At 72.7% G+C, this 17,223-nt stretch carries 19 protein-coding genes and 3 pseudogenes; 16 read left to right on the top strand and 6 right to left on the bottom strand.

All coding sequences use genetic code 11. The features are described from left to right. Positions 1 to 10 precede the first annotated feature (10 nt). A complete protein-coding gene (locus ACFXI4_RS18315) occupies positions 11 to 979 on the top strand; it encodes a pyridoxal-phosphate dependent enzyme (RefSeq protein WP_384991824.1) in 969 nt (322 codons plus the stop codon). A 43-nt stretch (positions 980 to 1,022) separates the two neighbouring features. Here the strand turns inward: ACFXI4_RS18315 and ACFXI4_RS18310 are convergent, their stop codons facing one another. Further along, a complete protein-coding gene (locus ACFXI4_RS18310) occupies positions 1,023 to 1,421 on the bottom strand; it encodes an SCO5389 family protein (RefSeq protein WP_384991822.1) in 399 nt (132 codons plus the stop codon). Between the two features lie 116 nt (positions 1,422 to 1,537). Further along, positions 1,538 to 2,497: an ATP-binding protein gene (locus ACFXI4_RS18305; protein ID WP_384991819.1), complete on the bottom strand. Its 960-nt coding sequence runs from the start codon at positions 2,495 to 2,497 to the stop codon at positions 1,538 to 1,540. Positions 2,498 to 2,707: 210 nt separating this feature from the next. Here ACFXI4_RS18305 and ACFXI4_RS18300 point away from each other — a divergent pair, with 210 nt between their 5' ends. The 3 genes from ACFXI4_RS18300 (at position 2,708) to pqqB (ending at position 5,223) form a co-directional block, all read left to right on the top strand. Continuing rightward, on the top strand, positions 2,708 to 3,109 hold the full coding sequence (locus ACFXI4_RS18300) for an SseB family protein (RefSeq protein WP_362720461.1): 402 nt from the start codon (positions 2,708 to 2,710) through the stop codon (positions 3,107 to 3,109). Between the two features lie 49 nt (positions 3,110 to 3,158). Then, positions 3,159 to 4,271, top strand: a complete 1,113-nt coding sequence (locus ACFXI4_RS18295) for a hypothetical protein (RefSeq protein WP_384991816.1) — start codon at positions 3,159 to 3,161, stop codon at positions 4,269 to 4,271. 61 nt (positions 4,272 to 4,332) lie between these two features. Beyond that, a complete protein-coding gene (gene pqqB / locus ACFXI4_RS18290; protein WP_384991814.1) occupies positions 4,333 to 5,223 on the top strand; it encodes a pyrroloquinoline quinone biosynthesis protein PqqB in 891 nt (296 codons plus the stop codon). A 161-nt stretch (positions 5,224 to 5,384) separates the two neighbouring features. Here the strand turns inward: pqqB and ACFXI4_RS18285 are convergent, their stop codons facing one another. From ACFXI4_RS18285 to ACFXI4_RS18270, 4 genes and pseudogenes are all read right to left on the bottom strand, one after another. Beyond that, positions 5,385 to 5,786 (bottom strand): MarR family winged helix-turn-helix transcriptional regulator, encoded by a 402-nt coding sequence (locus ACFXI4_RS18285; RefSeq protein WP_384991811.1) that lies wholly within the window; start codon positions 5,784 to 5,786, stop codon positions 5,385 to 5,387. 123 nt (positions 5,787 to 5,909) lie between these two features. After that, a complete protein-coding gene (locus ACFXI4_RS18280) occupies positions 5,910 to 6,260 on the bottom strand; it encodes a VOC family protein (RefSeq protein ID WP_351322685.1) in 351 nt (116 codons plus the stop codon). A gap of 130 nt (positions 6,261 to 6,390) precedes the next feature. After that, positions 6,391 to 6,585: pseudogene (locus tag ACFXI4_RS18275) on the bottom strand (substrate-binding domain-containing protein); the annotation flags it as partial. Continuing rightward, positions 6,586 to 6,717: pseudogene (locus ACFXI4_RS18270) on the bottom strand (glycosyl hydrolase 53 family protein); the annotation flags it as partial. Between ACFXI4_RS18270 and ACFXI4_RS18265 the strand changes: the two are divergent. The 12 genes and pseudogenes from ACFXI4_RS18265 to ACFXI4_RS18210 all read left to right on the top strand — a co-directional run. Continuing rightward, positions 6,715 to 7,294: pseudogene (locus ACFXI4_RS18265) on the top strand (glycosyl hydrolase 53 family protein); the annotation flags it as partial. The pseudogenes ACFXI4_RS18270 and ACFXI4_RS18265 overlap by 3 nt on opposite strands. A gap of 209 nt (positions 7,295 to 7,503) precedes the next feature. Then, a complete protein-coding gene (locus ACFXI4_RS18260) occupies positions 7,504 to 7,791 on the top strand; it encodes an ArsR family transcriptional regulator (protein ID WP_384991809.1) in 288 nt (95 codons plus the stop codon). A 29-nt stretch (positions 7,792 to 7,820) separates the two neighbouring features. Beyond that, the gene (locus ACFXI4_RS18255) at positions 7,821 to 8,774 is read left to right on the top strand and encodes an SMP-30/gluconolactonase/LRE family protein (protein ID WP_384991806.1); all 954 of its coding nucleotides are present in this window, start codon (positions 7,821 to 7,823) and stop codon (positions 8,772 to 8,774) included. Between the two features lie 69 nt (positions 8,775 to 8,843). Beyond that, complete coding sequence (gene crcB / locus ACFXI4_RS18250) at positions 8,844 to 9,305, top strand: fluoride efflux transporter CrcB (RefSeq protein ID WP_384991803.1); 462 nt, start codon at positions 8,844 to 8,846, stop codon at positions 9,303 to 9,305. After that, positions 9,302 to 9,682: a DUF190 domain-containing protein gene (locus ACFXI4_RS18245; protein WP_384991801.1), complete on the top strand. Its 381-nt coding sequence runs from the start codon at positions 9,302 to 9,304 to the stop codon at positions 9,680 to 9,682. The genes crcB (ACFXI4_RS18250) and ACFXI4_RS18245 overlap by 4 nt, the downstream gene beginning before the upstream one ends. After that, entirely contained in the window at positions 9,679 to 10,053 is a 375-nt protein-coding gene (gene crcB / locus ACFXI4_RS18240; RefSeq protein ID WP_384991799.1) for a fluoride efflux transporter CrcB, read from the top strand. The genes ACFXI4_RS18245 and crcB (ACFXI4_RS18240) overlap by 4 nt, the downstream gene beginning before the upstream one ends. A gap of 72 nt (positions 10,054 to 10,125) precedes the next feature. Then, on the top strand, positions 10,126 to 10,962 hold the full coding sequence (locus ACFXI4_RS18235) for an undecaprenyl-diphosphate phosphatase (RefSeq protein WP_362720486.1): 837 nt from the start codon (positions 10,126 to 10,128) through the stop codon (positions 10,960 to 10,962). A 170-nt stretch (positions 10,963 to 11,132) separates the two neighbouring features. Continuing rightward, the gene (locus tag ACFXI4_RS18230; RefSeq protein WP_362720498.1) at positions 11,133 to 11,798 is read left to right on the top strand and encodes a FadR/GntR family transcriptional regulator; all 666 of its coding nucleotides are present in this window, start codon (positions 11,133 to 11,135) and stop codon (positions 11,796 to 11,798) included. Positions 11,799 to 11,841: 43 nt separating this feature from the next. After that, on the top strand, positions 11,842 to 12,858 hold the full coding sequence (locus tag ACFXI4_RS18225) for an asparaginase (protein ID WP_384991796.1): 1,017 nt from the start codon (positions 11,842 to 11,844) through the stop codon (positions 12,856 to 12,858). A 427-nt stretch (positions 12,859 to 13,285) separates the two neighbouring features. Further along, positions 13,286 to 14,224, top strand: a complete 939-nt coding sequence (locus tag ACFXI4_RS18220; RefSeq protein ID WP_362731121.1) for a glutaminase — start codon at positions 13,286 to 13,288, stop codon at positions 14,222 to 14,224. 236 nt (positions 14,225 to 14,460) lie between these two features. Then, a complete protein-coding gene (mptB, locus tag ACFXI4_RS18215) occupies positions 14,461 to 15,855 on the top strand; it encodes a polyprenol phosphomannose-dependent alpha 1,6 mannosyltransferase MptB (protein WP_384991792.1) in 1,395 nt (464 codons plus the stop codon). Beyond that, on the top strand, positions 15,852 to 17,195 hold the full coding sequence (locus tag ACFXI4_RS18210; RefSeq protein WP_384991789.1) for a glycosyltransferase family 87 protein: 1,344 nt from the start codon (positions 15,852 to 15,854) through the stop codon (positions 17,193 to 17,195). The genes mptB and ACFXI4_RS18210 overlap by 4 nt, the downstream gene beginning before the upstream one ends. Positions 17,196 to 17,223: the final 28 nt, after the last annotated feature.

The following is a 17,223-nucleotide window of genomic DNA, read 5'->3' as shown; positions in this document are numbered from 1 at the left end:
GAGGAAGACCATGCCCGACACCCCGCCCGTGACCCTCCAGGACGTACGGGACGCGGCCGCGCGGATCAAGGGAGTGGCCCACCGCACCCCCGTGCTGCGCTCGCGCACCCTGGACGCACTGGTCGGCGCCGAGGTGTTCCTGAAGTGCGAGAACCTCCAGCGCATCGGCGCCTTCAAGTTCCGGGGTGCCTACAACGCCGTCTCCCGCCTCTCCGCGCAGCAACTGGCCAAGGGCGTCGCCGCCTACTCCTCCGGCAACCACGCCCAGGCCGTCGCTCTCGCCGCCCGCGAACTCGGCACCACCGCCGTCATCGTGATGCCCGAGGACACTCCGCGCGCCAAGCTGGAGGCGACCGCCGGGTACGGCGCGGAGATCGTGACCTACGACCGGTACACCGGCGACCGCGTCGCCATCGGCGAGGCGCTCGCGGCCGATCGCGGACTCGCCCTGGTCCCGCCGTACGAGCATCCGCACGTGATCGCGGGACAGGGCACGGCGGCTCTCGAACTCATCGAGGAGGTGGGCGAGTTGGACGCCCTGGTGGTGCCGGTCGGGGGCGGCGGGCTGATCGCGGGCAGCGCCACGGCGGCGAAGGGGGTGCTGCCCGGGATCCGGGTCGTCGGGGTGGAGCCGGAGGCCGGGGACGACACCAGGCGCTCCCTGGAGGCCGGGCACCGGGTGTCCGTCCCGGTGCCGAGGACCATCGCCGACGGCCAGGCGGCCGACATCCCCGGCGAGTTGACCTTCTCCGTCAACCGGCTTCTGGTGGACGAGATCTCGCTGGTGAGCGACGACCAGATCCGGGACGCGATGCGGTTCGCCTTCGAGCGGCTGAAGACCGTCCTGGAGCCGAGCGGGGCCAGCGGCCTGGCCGCGCTGCTCGCCCGTCGGGTGGCGCCGCTGCCGCGCCGGATCGGGGTGGTCCTCTCCGGCGGGAACGTCGGTGCCGAGCGGTTCGCCGAGATCGTCGCCGGCTGAGCGGGCGGCCCGGCGCCGGGCCGCCCGTCCGCGCCGATGAGGTTCAGCAGTCGCGGAACTCCGGTGACTGGTTGAGGATCTGCGAGCGTGCCGAGGTGAAGCGGGAGTGCGTCTCGCCTCCTCGCGCCTGGGGCGGGAACACCGCCACCCGGTGGCAGTTCTGGAAGGCGAGGACGACCCCGAAGTGGCGCTCCAGGCTGGACCGGATCGCGTCGGAGGACAGTGCCCGCAGCAGCTGCCCGCGCTCCCGCTCCGACGGCGGCGGGGTCTGGTTGTCGGCGAACTCGCGGCTGCCGTCGCCGTCGCGCAGTTCTGCGGCCAGATGGGCGACGAGGCGGTACGCGTACGGCAGTGACGTACGCACGGTTTCCACGAAGTCCTCCTCCCGCACGGGGCCGTTCTCGGCTTCGGCGAGCAGTTGCGGGGAGACGTCGAGCGACATGGGGCTGGATCCTGTTCTGTTCAAGGGGCGGTGCCCGAATGGAAATCGAAAAGGGAACTGGGAGAACCGGGAGAGAGTCGACAGTGAGCCGGGAGGGAGTGAGCGGCGGCGGATCCTCAGGCGAAGGCGGGCAGGGCCGCCGGTCCGTGCCGGAACTCCGGGTCGACCTGGGCGGCCAGATCCTGGCCGGTGGCCGCGTCGGCCCAGGCGGCGGCATTGCGCAGATGGAACTCCACGGCGTGCCGCTGGAAGGCGTCCCAGTCCTTGGCCTGCGCGTCCACGGCGGCCCGCAACCGGTCCATGGCCCCGGAGTTGTGCGGCTCCAGCGCGCCGCCGCCCCGGCCCTGTTCCTGGGCACGGACGTACGACGACAGTTCGCAGTGGGCCAGCAGGTCCTCGCCCACCTGCTCGCGCAGGAAGGCGAGGTCGTCCGGGCCGGTCACCTTGTTGCCGACCACGGCGACCGGGATGCCGAACCCGGCCGCGTGGTCCCGGTACTGGCGGTACACGGAGAGGCTCCTGCGGGTCGGTTCGACCACCAGGAACGTCATGTCGAAGCGGGTGAAGAGGCCGGACGCGAAGGCGTCGGCGCCGGCCGTCATGTCGACGACGACGTACTCGCCCGGCCCGTCCACCAGATGGTTGAGGTAGAGCTCCACCGCGCCGAGCTTGGAGTGGTAGCAGGCCACCCCGAGGTCGCCCTCGGTGAACGCCCCGGTGACCATCAGTGCCACCCCGTCGACCTCCTGGACGTGGTGGAGGTGCACCTCGTCGTCGCCGAGCAGGCGCAGCAGCCGTGAGCCGCGCCCGGGCGGAGTCGTCTTGACCATGGCCTCCCGGGACGCGATCCGGGGGTTCGTGCCGCGCAGGTAGTCCTTGATCGCGCCGGTCCGCGCGCTCAGCGGCGGTGCCGTGAACGGCTCGCCCTCGTCGAGGCCGAGGGCGTGGGCCAGGTGCTGGTTGATGTCGCCGTCGATCGCGACGACCGGCGCGCCGGAGCGCGCCAGCCGGCGGGCGAAGAGAGCCGACAGGGTGGTCTTGCCGCTGCCGCCCTTGCCGACGAAAGCCACACGCATCGCTGGTTGCTCCTCCTTTTGAAAATGGATGTCATGATCATAGGGTGGAGAGGGGGTTGGGCGGTGTCAAATCGGAGGGGGCCGATCGGGTCACGAGGGCGGGGCCGGGAGCCCGGACGCATGCCGCGGCCCCGACCGGGTACGCGTGCCGTGGCCGCCCGGTACTCACCGGTCCCTGCGGCCAGAACCGCCACTACCTGGGGATCTGTCATGGAGACACCCGCACACGACGACTTTCCGACGCCGGCCCAGCGGGCACTCGACACGCTGGCCGTGAACGCCGAGGACCGTGACGCGCTGGACACGCTCGCCCACAGCGACGTGCTGGTCCCGGTGCCGGACGACGCGGCGGAGACGGCCGATCCCGCCATGATCGCGCTGCCCGTGCTGGAACGGCCCGAGGGCGATCCCGTCGTCCCCGTGTTCACCTCGGAGGGAGAGCTGACCGGTCTGCTGCCGACGGTCTCCCGCTACCGCCTGGTGCCGCTGGGCGCGCTCGCCCAGCAGTGGCCCGAGGACAACCTGTCGCTCGCCATCGACGGCAGCTCGGCGCACGCGCTGACGCTGACGTCCGAGGGCGTGCGCACCCTGCTGGCCCGTCCGGCGGGCTGACGCCGCCTCCCGGTCACCGGGAGGTCGCCGTGCGGGCCAGAATGGCCCCATGGAATGGATCTCCGGGGTGGCCGGGGGACTGGTGCTGATCCTGGTCCTGCGCAGCATCCTGCGCACCCTCGTGGTCCCCCGGGGCCTGTACTCCGTGCTGGTGTACCGGCTTTGGTGGACCCTGCGCAAGCTGCTCTGTCTCGTCGCGCGGGGCCGCGACTACCGGGCGATCGACCGGGCGGAGACCTGGCTCGCCCCGCTGATGCTGGTCGGCATGCTCGCCGCCTGGCTGGGCGGGGCGTTCCTCGGCTTCGGCATGCTCCTGTACGCGTTCTCCCCGCTCTCCTGGGGCACCGCCTTCCGGGAGGCCGGGTCCAGCCTGTTCACCCTCGGGTTCGCCAGCGGCGACCGCCTGCGGCTGTCCGCGCTCGACTTCGTCGCCGCCGCCACCGGTCCCGTCGTCATCGCCCTGCAGATCGCCTACCTCCCCACGCTGTACGCCGCCTACAACCGCCGGGAACTGGAGGTCACCCTCCTGCAGTCCCGGGCCGGTGAGCCCGCCTGGGGCCCGGAGATCCTGGCCCGGCAGTGGCTGGTGGACACCGAGGTCGCGCTGCCCCAGCTCTACCGGGACTGGGAGCGGCTGGCCGCGGACATGGGAGAGAGCCACGCCACCTACCCGGTACTGCTGGCGTTCCGCTCGCCGCGCCCCTACCGCAGCTGGCTGGTGGGGCTGATCGCCGTCATGGACGCGGCCGCCCTGCAGCTCGCGCTCGCCCCGCGTACCGCCCCCGCCGAGGCCCGCCTGGTGCTGCGCGCCGGCTTCACCGCGCTGCGCGACATCGCCGTCTCGGTACGTGCCACTTTCGACGCCGACCCGCCCCCCGACGCCCCGATCGACCTGACGTTCGGCGAATTCGAGGCGGCCGTGGCCATGTTGGAGAAGACCGGCTTCCGCGCGGAACGCGGCCCCGAAGAGGCCTGGCCGCACTTCCACGGCTGGCGGGTCAACTACGAGGCCGTCGCCTACGAACTGTGCCGCCGGTGCGACGCCGTACCGGCGCTGTGGACCGGCAGGCGCGACTTCCCGTCGGAACCGATCCCGCCGATGCGCCCGGTGGACCGGCAGCCTCCCGAAGGACAGCCGGAAGTTCATCCCGGCCACGGATAGCGCGGCCCGTCCTGAGGGAAGACCCCGGCAGGGGCCGGGAGACCGAGAGGGGCGGATCGTCGTGAGGGTCGTCCTGCTGGGCACCGCCGCCGGTGGCGGATTCCCGCAGTGGAACTGCGCCTGCGCGCTGTGCGCGGCCGCCCGGGACGGCAAGCTGCCGTCCCGTACCCAGGAGTGCGCCGCCCTGACCGGCAACGGCCGGGACTGGTGGCTGCTCAACGCCTCCCCGGACATCCGTGCCCAGCTCACCGCCACCGCGATGCTCTGGCCGGGCCCGGGTCCCCGGGAGACCCCGGTGCGCGGTGTGCTGCTCACCGACGGCGAGGCCGACCATGTCACCGGTCTGACCGTGCTGCGCGGGGCGCCGGACCTGAAGGTGTACGCGGCCCCGCCGGTGCGGACGGTGCTGGCCCCGGCCCGCGGGGTCCTCGACCGCTACGCTCCCTGGGAGTGGGCGGACAGCCTGGCCGACGGCGGGTTCGTGCTGTCCGGCGGCCTGGTGGTGACCGCGCATCCGGTGAGCGCCAAGGCCCCGAAGTACGTACCGGCCGGACCCGCCGCGGCCGACGGCCGCTGGGTCACGGCGTACCGGGTCGAGGACCTGGCCACCGGGGGAGTCCTGCTCTACGCACCCTGTGTCGGCGCCTGGAGCGACACGCTCGACCAGCTGTGTGCGGAGGCCGACTGCGTCCTGCTGGACGGCACCGTCTTCACCGCGGACGAGATGGGCACCGCGGTGCGCTCCGGCCCCGGGCAGGCCGCCATGGGCCACCTCCCCGTCTCCGGCCCGCACGGGAGCCTCGCCGCCCTGGCCCGGCACCCCCGCGCCCGCCGGATCTACACCCACCTGAACGACACGAACCCCCTGGTCGATTCGGCCTCCCGGGCTCGCGCCCAGGTCGCCGAGGCGGGCATCGAGGTACTTCCGGACGGCATCGAGTTCGCGCTCTAAGGGCTGTCCCGTAATCCCTGGTGGATCAGCGCGCGGCGTCAGATGCGGTGCATCGCAAGGCGGAGGGTCGTCCTCATACTGGGCGTATTCGGGCGAGCCCGAATACCCTGCGAGGTGCCGTAGCTGTCGTCGTGCGCCCGCCGGGGATTACGGGACAGCCCTTAGCCGCCGGCCGGACCCTCCAGCGTCCGCTGCAGGGCGGCCCGCTGCAGCGGCCGTACCTCGGCGTGCACGGCGCGGCCCTTCTCGGTGAGCGCCACCCACACGCCCCGCCGGTCCTCGACGCACACCGACCGCTCCACCAGGCCGTCCTTCTCCAGCCGTCCGATCAGCCGGGACAGGGCGCTCTGGCTGAGATGGACCTGCCCCACCAGGTTCTGCACCCGGCAGTGGTCGCCCTCGTCGGGCGATCCGACGGCCAGCCGGTCGAGCACCTCGAAGTCGCTCGCGCCCAGCCCGTGCGGGTGCAGCACCCGGTCGATCTCGCACATCGTGCGCGCGTGCACCGACAGGATGTCCCGCCAGCGCTCCTCCAGCCGCGACTCGGCCGTTGTGACTGCCATACCCGCACCGTAGCACCGATCCGGTCAGTCATTGAGTGTGCAACTAGTGCAGATGCAAGCAGTCGTGGCGGGGGGGCGCCGAACGAACTCGCCTGACCGCCGTACCAAGGGGCGGCAGGCCGGTCAGGCCACCGGGTCCTGGAGCAGACCCACCATGTTCCCGTCGGCGTCCTTCACCGAGGCGACCAGCCGGCCGTTGCCGACGTCCCGGGCGTCCTGGACCAGCTCCGCACCCGCCGCGAGCAGCGCCGCGAGCCGCTCCCGCAGATCGGTGACATGCCAGAACGGCGTCGGCCCGGTCAGGCCCTGGGCGTGCCCGTTCGGGTCCAGACCGACGTCCTGCCCGGCCGCCTTGAACCCGATGTAGTACGGCTCGTCGGCATACGGCTCGACACCGAGCAGCGCGCCGAACAGGGCCTTGGCCCGCTCCGCGTCCTTCACGGGGTAGATGATCGTCTGGATGCCTGCGGTCATGGTCTTCTCGCTCCTCGTGCGTGGCGGCCCGGCACGGTTCGTCCGGTGGATCCCACGCTAGGAGCACCGGGGGCGCCACGGCTTCTCGAAAACTGACCGGCTGCCGGACCGCTCGCCCCCTGCCTCCGCCTCAGGCCGACTCGCGCCGCACCAGTTCCGTCGGCAGGATCACGGCCGCCGGGTCCTCACCGCCGATCCGGGCCAGCAGCACGCGGACCGTCCCGGTGCCGATCCGGTCCCAGGGCCGGCGGATCGTGGTGAGCGCCGGCGGCACCGCCGTCGCCACCGCGGAGTCGTCGAAACCGCCGACAGCGATGTCGTCCGGGCCGCCGTTGGTCTCGTTGCCGATCTGGACCGTGTCGGCGGTGGTGCCCCGGGACTTCAGCGCGTTCAGGACGTCGTAGGTGTGCTGGCACACGTTTGTCCTGAGCTGACCGTAGGAGTGAGCGGGCCAGGCATGCTCCGGTCCGAGGGCTCCACCGGCAACTGGTCCCAGCTCGCCGGCCTGCTCAACTCCGGGTACGGCGCGGCCAAGGCGGTCTCCTCCGCCACCCGGGTCGCCCTGCACCTGGCCAACGCGGGCGAGGACGCCACGGTCCGCCGGTGGTTTCGGCAACGCCAAGACCTACGGCATCGGCACGGCTCTCTCGCCGCCGCCCGTACCACCCGGGACGACACGGCCGCCCGCTACGGCAGGCCGGTCTTCGTCGCCGAGACCGCCTGCCCGCCCACCCGTTCACCCTCGGCCAGGACGCCTCGCCGGAGAACCAGATCGACACCAGCGGCGAACTGGTCACCGGCTGCCCGCCCACCGCGGCCGGCCGGTCTGGACGAACGCCGTCGCGAACATCGTGGAGACGGTCCCGAACGGCCGGGGACTCGGCGTCTTCTACTGGGAGGCGACCTGGACCGCCGTCACCGGCAACGGCTAAGGACCCGACCGACGCCACGTCCGGAAACGGCTGGGAGAACCAGGCCCTGTTCGGCTACGACGGCAAGGCCCTCTCCTCCATGCGTGGTTCGGCCGCCGCTGAACCACCACTGACGAGGGTTCCGCAGGGGGAGGGCCGGGCCCCTTGCGCCGGTCCTGGACCGGGCACGAAGGCAAGGCCCCCGCCAGCCGGACGCGGACGGCCGTCCGGTCTCGGACAACGCTCTCCGACTCGCTGACATGGTGGCTTCGGCTGCGGAACAGTGGGAAAACGAACTGCGAGGAGGCAGGGGACGGACGGAGGCCGGTCGGATGCTGAGGAACTCCCAGAGCGTGAGCCGCCTGGACATTCTGGACTGGCTCAAGGATCCGGCGGCCCACTTCCCGCCCCGGCGTCACGCGGACCTCACCGAGAACGGCGTCACCGTCCGGGCCGTCGCGGCCAAACTCGGCATCTCCCGCAAGGCCGCAGGCAGCCATCTGGGCATGCTGACCCGGCTCGGGCTGCTGCGCACCCGGCGCATCCGGCACCGCACCCACTACCAGCGCGACGAGACCCGTATCGCCGAAGTGGCCCGGATGTTCGAGAAGGGCTGGTGAGACCGGTCACGCCTGTCAGTATGGGGTTCATGGACCGACCCTCGCGCCTCGTCCCGCTCCACTACGTCGCCATCGGCGGCCGCGGCCCGGAGGACGTGGTGACGGCTCCGGACGGCGGCGTCCTGACCGGCGTCGAGGACGGCCGGATCCTGCGCCTGGACGGCCTCGGTGATCCGGACACCGCCCGGGTCCGGGAGCTGGCCCGCACCGGCGGCCGCCCGCTGGGCCTCGAACTCCTCCCGGACGGCGACCTGTTGGTGTGCGACGCGGAGCGCGGCCTGCTGCGTGTCGGCCTCGCCGACGGAGCCGTCCGCGTCCTCGCCGACTCGGCGGAGGGGGAGCCGCTGCGGTTCGCGAGCAACGTGGTCGCCCTGCCCGACGGGACCGTGTACTTCACGTCCTCCAGCCGACGCTTCCCGCTGGACCACTGGATCGGCGACATCGTCGAGCACAGCGGCACCGGCCGCCTGCTGCGTCTCACGCCCGGCGCCCGCAGCGCCGAAGTGGTCTGCGACGGACTCCAGTTCGCCAACGGGCTGGCCGTGGGCGGCGACGGCACCTTCCTGATCGTCGCCGAGACGGGCGCGTACCGCCTGACCCGCTGCTGGCTGTCCGGCCCGCGGGCCGGACGTGCCGAGTTCTTCGCCGAGCTGCCCGGCATGCCCGACAACATGTGGCGCGACGGCGAGCTGATCTGGGTCGCCCTGGCCGGTCCGCGCAATCCGCCGCTCGACCTCTTCCACCGGGCCCCGGCCGCCGTCCGCCGGGCCGCCGCGCGAGCCGCCGTGCACGCCCCCTACCGTCCGGCCGGCACCGTCGCCGTGACGGCCCTCGACGACCACGGCAGGATCGTCCACCACCTCGCCCGGCGGCACTCCGGCTTCCGCATGGCCACCAGCGTCTGCGTGACCGGCCGCCACCTGGTCCTCGGCAGCGTCCGGGAGCCCGGGGTGGCGGTCTGCGCGGCCCCCCTCGCGAAGTGACCGGCAGGTAGCCGCGGCGGTACCCTGGGGCATCCGTCGGGGCGGTGCCGAACAGGAGACCTACGACCCATGACAGCCCCGGAAGCCGAGAGCCTCCGTGTCCAGCCGAGCGCCCAGCGGCGGTCCGAGTGGCGTGCCCAGGCGCCGGTCGTCGCGGTGGTCGCCGCCGGCGGCGCGATCGGGGCGCTGGCCCGCTACGCAATCGCCCAGGCCCTGCCCACGGCGGCGGGCGGATTCCCCTGGGCGACGTTCTGGACGAACGCCGTCGGCTGTGCGGTCATCGGTGCCTTCCTGATCCTGATCGCCGAAGGACTGCCCGCGCACCGCCTCGTCCGTCCCTTCTTCGGCACCGGCGTCCTCGGCGGCTTCACCACCTTCTCCACCTACGCCGTCGACATCCAGAAGCTGGTCGACCACGGCAGGCCTGCCACGGGCCTGGCCTACCTCGCAGCGACCCTGTGCGTGGCCCTCGCCGCGGTGTGGTGCGCGGCCAGGGTGACCCGCCGACTCCTGACCCGGAGGCAGCGATGACGAGACTGACCGGCCGCGCCCTGCGCCTGACGGTCTACATCGGCGAGGACGACTGCTGGCACCACAAGCCCCTGTACACGGAGATCGTGCACCGCGCCCACGCGGCAGGTCTCGCGGGCGCCAGCGTCTTCCGGGGCATCGAGGGCTTCGGTGCCACCTCCCGCATCCACACCGCGCGGCTGCTGTCGCTGAGCGAGGATCTGCCGGTGGCGGTCGTCGTCGTGGACACGGAGGAACGGATCCGGGCGTTCCTGCCTCAGCTGGACGAACTGGTGAGCGAAGGTCTCGTCACCCTGGACGACTGCGAGGTCATCAGGTACGTCGGCCGGGACGCCAAATCTGGCAAAACGGACGCGAAGGGTAAGAGGTCGTTGTGAACTGGCTGTTGGTCGTCGCCGGTGCCGTCGTAGGTGCTCCACTGCGCTATCTCGCCGACCGGGCCGTGCAGGCCAGGCACGACTCCGTCTTCCCCTGGGGTACCTTCGTGGTGAACGTCGTCGGCTGCCTGATCCTCGGCCTGCTGACCGGCGCGGCCGAGGCGGGCGCGGCGAGCCCCCACCTCCAGCTGCTGCTGGGCACCGGGCTGTGCGGGGCGCTCACGACCTACTCGACGTTCTCCTACGAGACCCTGCGGCTGACCGAGACCGGCGCCGGGCTCTACGCTGCGGCCAATGTCGTCGCGAGCGTGGCGGCGGGTCTCGGGGCGGCCTTCGCCGGAGTGGCGATCGCCCAGGCGGTGTGGTCCTAGGACTTGCTTCACACGCGCGCCTTGTAAGACTGTCTACAGCACTGTCGACCAAACTCTGCAGAACTGGATCCCATGAGCGCCATCTCCGTCGGTCAGGCCGCCGTCCTCGGGGTAGTCGAGGGGGTGACCGAGTTCCTCCCGGTGTCCTCCACCGGCCACCTCAAGATCACCGAGGGGCTCATGAACATCCCCGTCGACGACCAGTCCGTCGTCGGGTTCTCGGCCGTCATCCAGGTCGGCGCCATCGCCGCCGTGCTGGTGTACTTCTTCAAGGACATCCGGCGGATCGTCTCGGCCTGGGGCCGGGGGCTGGTCAACAAGGAGGAGCGCTACCACCACGACTACAAGTTCGCCTGGTGGGTGATCGCCGCGACCGTTCCGATCGTCCTGGTGGGCCTCGCCGCCAAGCCGCTGATCGACGGCCCCCTCGCCTCGCTCTGGGTGGTGGCCGGCTCGCTGATCCTCGGCTCCGGTGTGATGTGGGCGGCCGACCAGATGGGCCGCCACAAGCGCGGAGAGGACGACACCTCCTTCGCGGACGCCATGTGGGTCGGCTCCTCCCAGATCCTCGCCCTGCTCTTCCCCGGTTTCTCCCGCTCCGGCGCCACCATGTCCACCGCGCTCATCCGGGACCTCGACCGGGTCGCCGCCACCCGCCTCTCGTTCTTCCTCGGCATCCCGGCCCTGACCGGCGCCGGCCTCTACGAGCTCAAGGACGCCCTGGGTGCGGGCGTCGGCGCCGCCCCGCTGGTCGTCGGCACGGTGGTCTCCTTCGTCGTCGCCTACGCCTCCATCGCCTGGCTGCTGAAGTTCGTCGCCAAGCACTCCTTCAACGCCTTCGTGATCTACCGGATCGTTGTCGGCCTGGCCCTCTTCGGGCTGCTCGCCACCAACACGATCAGCGCCTGACCCGGTCACCGCTCCGCCACGGGGTGTGACGCCTGTCCCTTCAGGTGTCGCACCCCGTGCGTGTTTCTTCCGGGGCGCCTTGACAGTCGCGTCCCGCAGCCCGGACCATCTCACTCGTGAACCTGTCAGACAGCCCGACAGCCGGACAGCCCCCGCGGCGCGTGAGTGCCATGGAGGCGGTCCTGTCGTACCTGCGCGGCGCCATCGAGCGCGGCGAGTACGCCATCGGCGACAAACTCCCCTCCGAGGCGGAGCTGTGCCGTTCCCTGGAGGTCAGCAGGCCTGTCCTGCGCGAGGCCCTGCGGGCCCTGCAGACGATGGGCCTGACCGTCTCCAAGACCGGCAAGGGCACCTTCGTCGTCGCCGGCGCCGTCGAGGACCCCACCTTCGGCGACTACGCGGCCAGCGACCTGCTGGAGGTGCGGCGGCACATCGAGATCCCGGTCGCCGGGTACGCGGCGCTGCGCCGCACTCCGGAGGACCTGGACCACCTGGCCCATCTCCTCGACCGCATGGACCGGGAGACGGACACCACCGCGTGGGTCGCGATGGACACCCTCTTCCACCTCGCCGTGGCCGAGGCCGCCCAGAACCCGGTCTTCCGCCGGGTCATCGAGGAGATCCGGGACGCGCTGGCGCGCCAGTCGGCCTTCCTCAACGAACTGGGCGGCCGCCGCGAGCAGTCCAACCGGGAGCACCGCGCCATCGTCGAAGCGCTGGTCGACGGGTGCGAACCCGACGCCGTGGACGCCATGAGCCACCACCTGGACCGCGTCGAGACGACCCTCACCCACATCGTGCGACCCGCACACCCGTCCAGCGGAGCCGACGCGTGAACCGCGTACCGGTCCGTCCCGACCCACCCGAGACCAGGCAGTGATGTACAGCAGTTCCCCCGCGGACGCACCCGTCGTCCGTGAACCCCTGCACGCCCCCGTCGCCCACCTCATACGCGGCGGGGTCGTCGAGGGCGTCCACCACGGCTCCGTCGTCGTCCTCGGCGCCGACGGCGAGGTCCAGTTCCGGCTCGGCGACATCGAGGCCGCGTTCTACCCGCGCTCGGCCGTCAAACCCCTCCAGGCCGTGGCCATGCTGCGGGCCGGACTGCCGCTCGACGGCGAGCTGCTCTCGCTGGCCGCGGCCAGCCACTCCGGCGAGGAACGCCACCTCGCCGGCGCCCGGCGGATCCTCGGCCTCGCCGCACTGACCGAAGCCGACCTGCGCAACGTGCCCGACCTGCCGTACGCCCCCGCGGTCCGGGACACCTGGATCCGCGCGGGCCGGCAGCCCTCCCGGCTCGCCCAGAACTGCTCCGGCAAGCACGCGGCGATGCTGTGGACCGCGAAGCTGAACGACTGGTCGCTCGACGACTACCTGGACCCGGAGCACCCGCTCCAGCAGGCGATCGCCGAGATCGTCGAGGACCTGACCGGGCAGCACATCGCGCGCACCACCGTGGACGGGTGCGGCGCGCCGCTGTTCTCCCTCTCCCTGCACGGGCTGGCCCGGGCGGTGTCGCGGATCGTGACCGCCGCGCCGGGGACACCGGAGGCGCGGGTCGCCGACTCGATGCGGCAGCACCCGGAGATGGCGTCCGGTGCGGGGCGTGACGTGGCCGCGCTGATGGCGGCCGTGCCGGGGCTGCTGGCGAAGGACGGCTTCGAGGGCGTGCAGGTCGCCGCGCTGCCGGACGGCCGGGCCGTCGCCGTGAAGATCGCCGACGGGGCCGACCGGGCGCGGGTGCCGGTCGCCGCGGCCGCTCTGGCCAGGGCCGGGGTTGACCCGGAGCTGCTGACCGGCTTCGCCGGCGAGGCGCTGCTCGGCGGTGGCAGGGAGGTCGGGCGTGTGCGGCCCGTTCGTTCCCTGGAGCCGGTTCCGGTTTCGGCCCGCGCCTAGCGGGCCGGGCCGGGTTGTCGGTCGGCGGCCGCGGGTCGGCCGTGGCCGGTCGCGCAGTTCCCCGCGCCCCTTGCGGGGTGCTTCACCCTCACTCTCTTGAAACAGGACTTGTGACCGTTCGCAGCGGACACGCTCTGCTCGGCGACCGTGACGTGGCCGCCGACGCCTGCCGGGGTGTGCACACCCTGCGGGCCACCGAGAACTTCCCCCTCACCGGTACGGCGATCTCCGCCTACCCGGGACCTCGACGGACATCAACGCCGGCGAGGTCGTCGCCACCGGCCGGGGCGTGGCCGAACCCGTCCTGGAGAAGGCCCTGTTGCGCGCCGAGCGGCTCGCCGGCCCGCTGTGTCCCGAGGCCGTCGCCGGCAGCGGAGGGTCCCTCGCCCGACCCGCGCACACGCGCCGGGACCGGCCCCGGGGCACAATGGCGATCATGGCAATGACGTCGTCACCGCCCTTTCTGCCGGTCCTGGAGCGGATCGCCGAGGAGATCGAGCGGACGCCCGGCCGCGGGCGGCCCGCCGACTACATCCCGGCGCTCGCCGCCTGCGACCCCCGCCGCTTCGGCATGGCCGTGGCCGAGCTGGACGGCACGGTCTACGGCGTCGGCGACTGGCGGCAGCCTTTCTCCACCCAGTCCATCACCAAGGTCTTCACCCTCGCACTCGACCTGGCCCGCGAGGGTGACGAACTCTGGGAGCACGTCGGCCGGGAGCCGTCCGGCAACCCCTTCAACTCCCTGGTCCAGCTGGAGTACGAACAGGGCATCCCGCGCAACCCGTTCATCAACGCGGGCGCCCTCGTCGTCACCGACCGGCTCCAGACCCGTACCGGAGACGCGGCCGGCGAGCTGCTGGCCTTCCTGCGCGCCGAGAGCGGCAACGCCACGCTGGAATACGACACGGAGGTGGCCGCCTCCGAGTCCCAGCACGGCGACCGCAACGCCGCGCTGGCCCACTTCATGGCGTCCTACGGCAACATCGACAACGAGATCCCGGTCCTGCTCGACCAGTACTTCCGTCAGTGTTCCGTCGCCGCCTCCTGTGCCGACCTCGCCCTGGCGGCCACCTTCCTGGCCCGCCACGGCATCCGGGCCGACGGCAGCCGTCTGCTGACCAGAAGCCAGGCGAAACAGGTCAACGCGGTGATGCTGACATGCGGGACCTACGACGCGGCGGGCGACTTCGCGTACCGGGTGGGGCTGCCCGGCAAGAGCGGGGTGGGCGGCGGCATCGTCGCCGTGGTACCGGGGCGTTGCGCGCTCTGCGTGTGGAGCCCGGGGCTGGACGAGCGGGGCAATTCGGTGGCGGGAGTCGCCGCGCTGGACAGATTCACGACCCTCACCGGTCTGTCCGTGTTCTAGGTCCGGCGGGACGGGGGACCGGCGGACCGGCGGATCGCTCCGCGCGGCGATGCTCGCGGTCGTCCTCCAGGCGCAGCCGCCGGCGCGGCGCGGGCTTCGCCAGCGGGCGCGCTCAACTCCCTTCCCCCGCCCCCGATCACGCTCCACCGCACACAGGTAACAAGCAGGCCGCTCCCAAGAAAACGCCCCGTCGCTTTCTGGCCACCCGCCCTTGACACGCTGACCCAGTGTTGGCCATGGCTTTTCCCGTCGATCTTCGCCGCTGCCAGGTCCTGGGCCTGGCCGGTACCGCGTTCCTCGCCCTGGGAGGTGAGACAGCCGGCGCCCTGCCCGTGGAGGACCTGCTCGCGCCGGGCTCCGCGCAGGCGGCGTTCGGTCTGGTCGGGGTCTACTTCGGCGTCGTGCTCCTCATCGCGGCATGGCTGCTGCTGGGCCGCCTGGTACGCGGCGGCGAACCGCCCACCCCCCGCCGGCTGTTGCTGGTCCTCGCCGTCTGGGCGGCCCCGCTGCTGCTCGCGCCCCCGCTGTTCAGCCGGGACGTGTACAGCTATCTCGCGCAGGGCGCGATGGTCGACGCGCACATGGACGTCTACACGGCGGGACCCGCGCAGCTCGGCGGGCCGCTGGCGGACGAGGTCGCCCCGGTCTGGCAGAACACCGCCGCGCCGTACGGCCCCGCGTTCATGGGTGTGGCCTCGCTGCTGTCCGGCCTGACCCGGGGCGAACTCCCGGCCGGGCTCTTCGGGATGCGGCTGGTCGCCCTGTTCGGCGTCGGCCTGATGGCGGCCGCGCTGCCCCGGCTGGCCCGGCACAGCGGGGCCGACCCGGCCGCCGCGCTCTGGCTCGGCGCCCTCAACCCGCTGGTGCTGCTGCACCTGGTGGCGGGCGCCCACAACGACGCGATCATGCTCGGTCTGCTGGGCCTCGGCCTGGTCGCCGCGCTCGGCCGCTGGCCGGTCCTCGGCGCCGTGCTCGTCACGCTGGCGGCGCTGGTGAAGGCGCCGGCCGCACTGGGGCTGCTGGCGATCATCGTCGTACAGGCGCGCAAGGGCCGCAGCCCGGTGGGGGCCACCCTGCTCACGGCCGCCGCGTCCGCCGCCACGACGGTTGCCGCGACCGCCGTCGCGGGGACCGGGTACGGGTGGATAGGCGCGCTCGACACGCCGGTCTCCGCGCACAACTGGGCCCTCAGCAGCCTCCTCGGCCGGGCCACCGGCGCGCTCCTCGAACACCTCGGCAGCGACCTGGCGCCGCTGGCCGTGCCCGCCTGGCACCTGCTCGGACTCGTACTCACCGCGGTGACCGTGCTGCTGATATGGGTCCGGCTGCGGCTCCGCCCGGTCTACGCCCTCGGACTGAGCCTGGCCGCGGTCGCCGCCTTCGGACCCGCGATCCGGCCCTGGTACGCCATCTGGGGCCTGTTCCTGATAGCGGCCGCGGCGCCCAGCACCTCGGTACGGCACCGGGTGGCCGCCGTCACCGGAGTGCTCGCGCTCGCCGTGCTGCCCAGCGGCGGCCCGGCCGACGCCGCGCAGCTCGTCCTCGCCGTCTCCGGCGGCGTGCTGGGCGTGGTCGTGCTCTGGCAGGCCCACCAGACCGCGCAGGCCCCGGCCGTGGGACGTACGGCATGAGAGGACCGGGTACCGACCGGGGGAGACTGCTGCTCGTCCTGGTCCTCGTCGCCGCCGTGACCGTGTTCACGGCCACCGTGCCGCTGCTGCGCGACTGGTTCGACCTGCGCGTCTACTACGGGACCGTGCACACCTGGGTGCACCACGGCGGGCGTATCTACGACTACCGGGTGCCCGGGACGGCGTACGGCTTCACCTACCCGCCGTTCGCCGCCGTCGGCATGCTGCCCATGGCGCTGGTCGGCCTGCGCCTGGCCATCGCGGTCTCGCTGCTGGTCAACCTGGCCGCGCTGGCCGTCGTGCTGCGCATCCTGGCCGGGCCGGGCTGGCGGCGCCAGGGCTGGTACCGCTGGGCGCTGGCCCTGTGCGCGCTGGCGCTGTTCGAGCCGCTGCGGGACACCTTCAGCTTCGGCCAGGTGAACCTGGTGCTGCTCGCCCTGGTCCTCGCCGACTGCTGCCTGCTGCGCAGCGGGCGGGGACGCTGGGCCGGCGTCGGGATCGGGCTCGCCGCGGCCGTCAAGCTCACGCCGGCGCTCTTCATCGGCATGCTGCTGCTGGCCCGCAGGTGGCGGGCGGCGGCGACCGCGACGGCGGTGGCGTTCGCCGCCACCGGGCTCGCCGCCTGGGCCGATCCGAAGGCGTCCCGCTTCTACTGGACGCAGGCGCTGTGGGACACCAGCCGGGTCGGCCGGCTCGACTACGTGTCCAACCAGTCGCTGCAGGGCGTGCTGGCCAGGCTCGGCCATCCCGACAAGCCGCTGTGGGCGTCGGTCGTGCTGATCACGCTCGCCGTCTGGGCGTGGCGGACCCGCAGGGCGGTGGCGGCCGCGGACTGGACGGCCGCCTTCGCGCTGACCGGTCTCGCCGCCTGCCTGGTCAGCCCGATCACCTGGGTGCACCACCTGGTCTGGGTGCTGCCCTCGTTCGCGCTGCTGGCCCGCGCGGGGTACCCGCGGATCGCGGGCGCCCTGTACGCGGTGATGTGCACCAGCGTGGTGTGGCTGTGGTTCGACGACGCGTCGGGCGTCGACGGGTTCCTCGGCAGCAACATCTACACCTGGATCACGCTGGGTCTGCTGCTGGGCCTGCCGACCGGTCAGTCACGCGCGGACCGGTCGCCCCTGAGCCGCAGCGCGAAGGCGACGGCGCCCGCGCCTAGCGCCGCGACGCCCACGGCGATACCGGCCTCGGACCAGCCGGAGCCCTCCTCGGGCCCGGTGGCCGCCGCCACCGGGACGGTGCTCGGTCCCGGCCGGGGCCGCGGCCTGGCCCGCAGGGCGTCCAGCGAGCCCACCGGGTCGACCCGTCCGGCCGCCTCGAAACCCCAGTCGAGCAGCTGACGGGCCTCGTCGTACACGCCGCCGTCCT

Source organism: Streptomyces sp. NPDC059224 (genome assembly GCF_042754285.1).
GTDB lineage: Bacteria > Actinomycetota > Actinomycetes > Streptomycetales > Streptomycetaceae > Streptomyces.
This window is presented reverse-complemented; position numbering and strand designations above follow the sequence as displayed.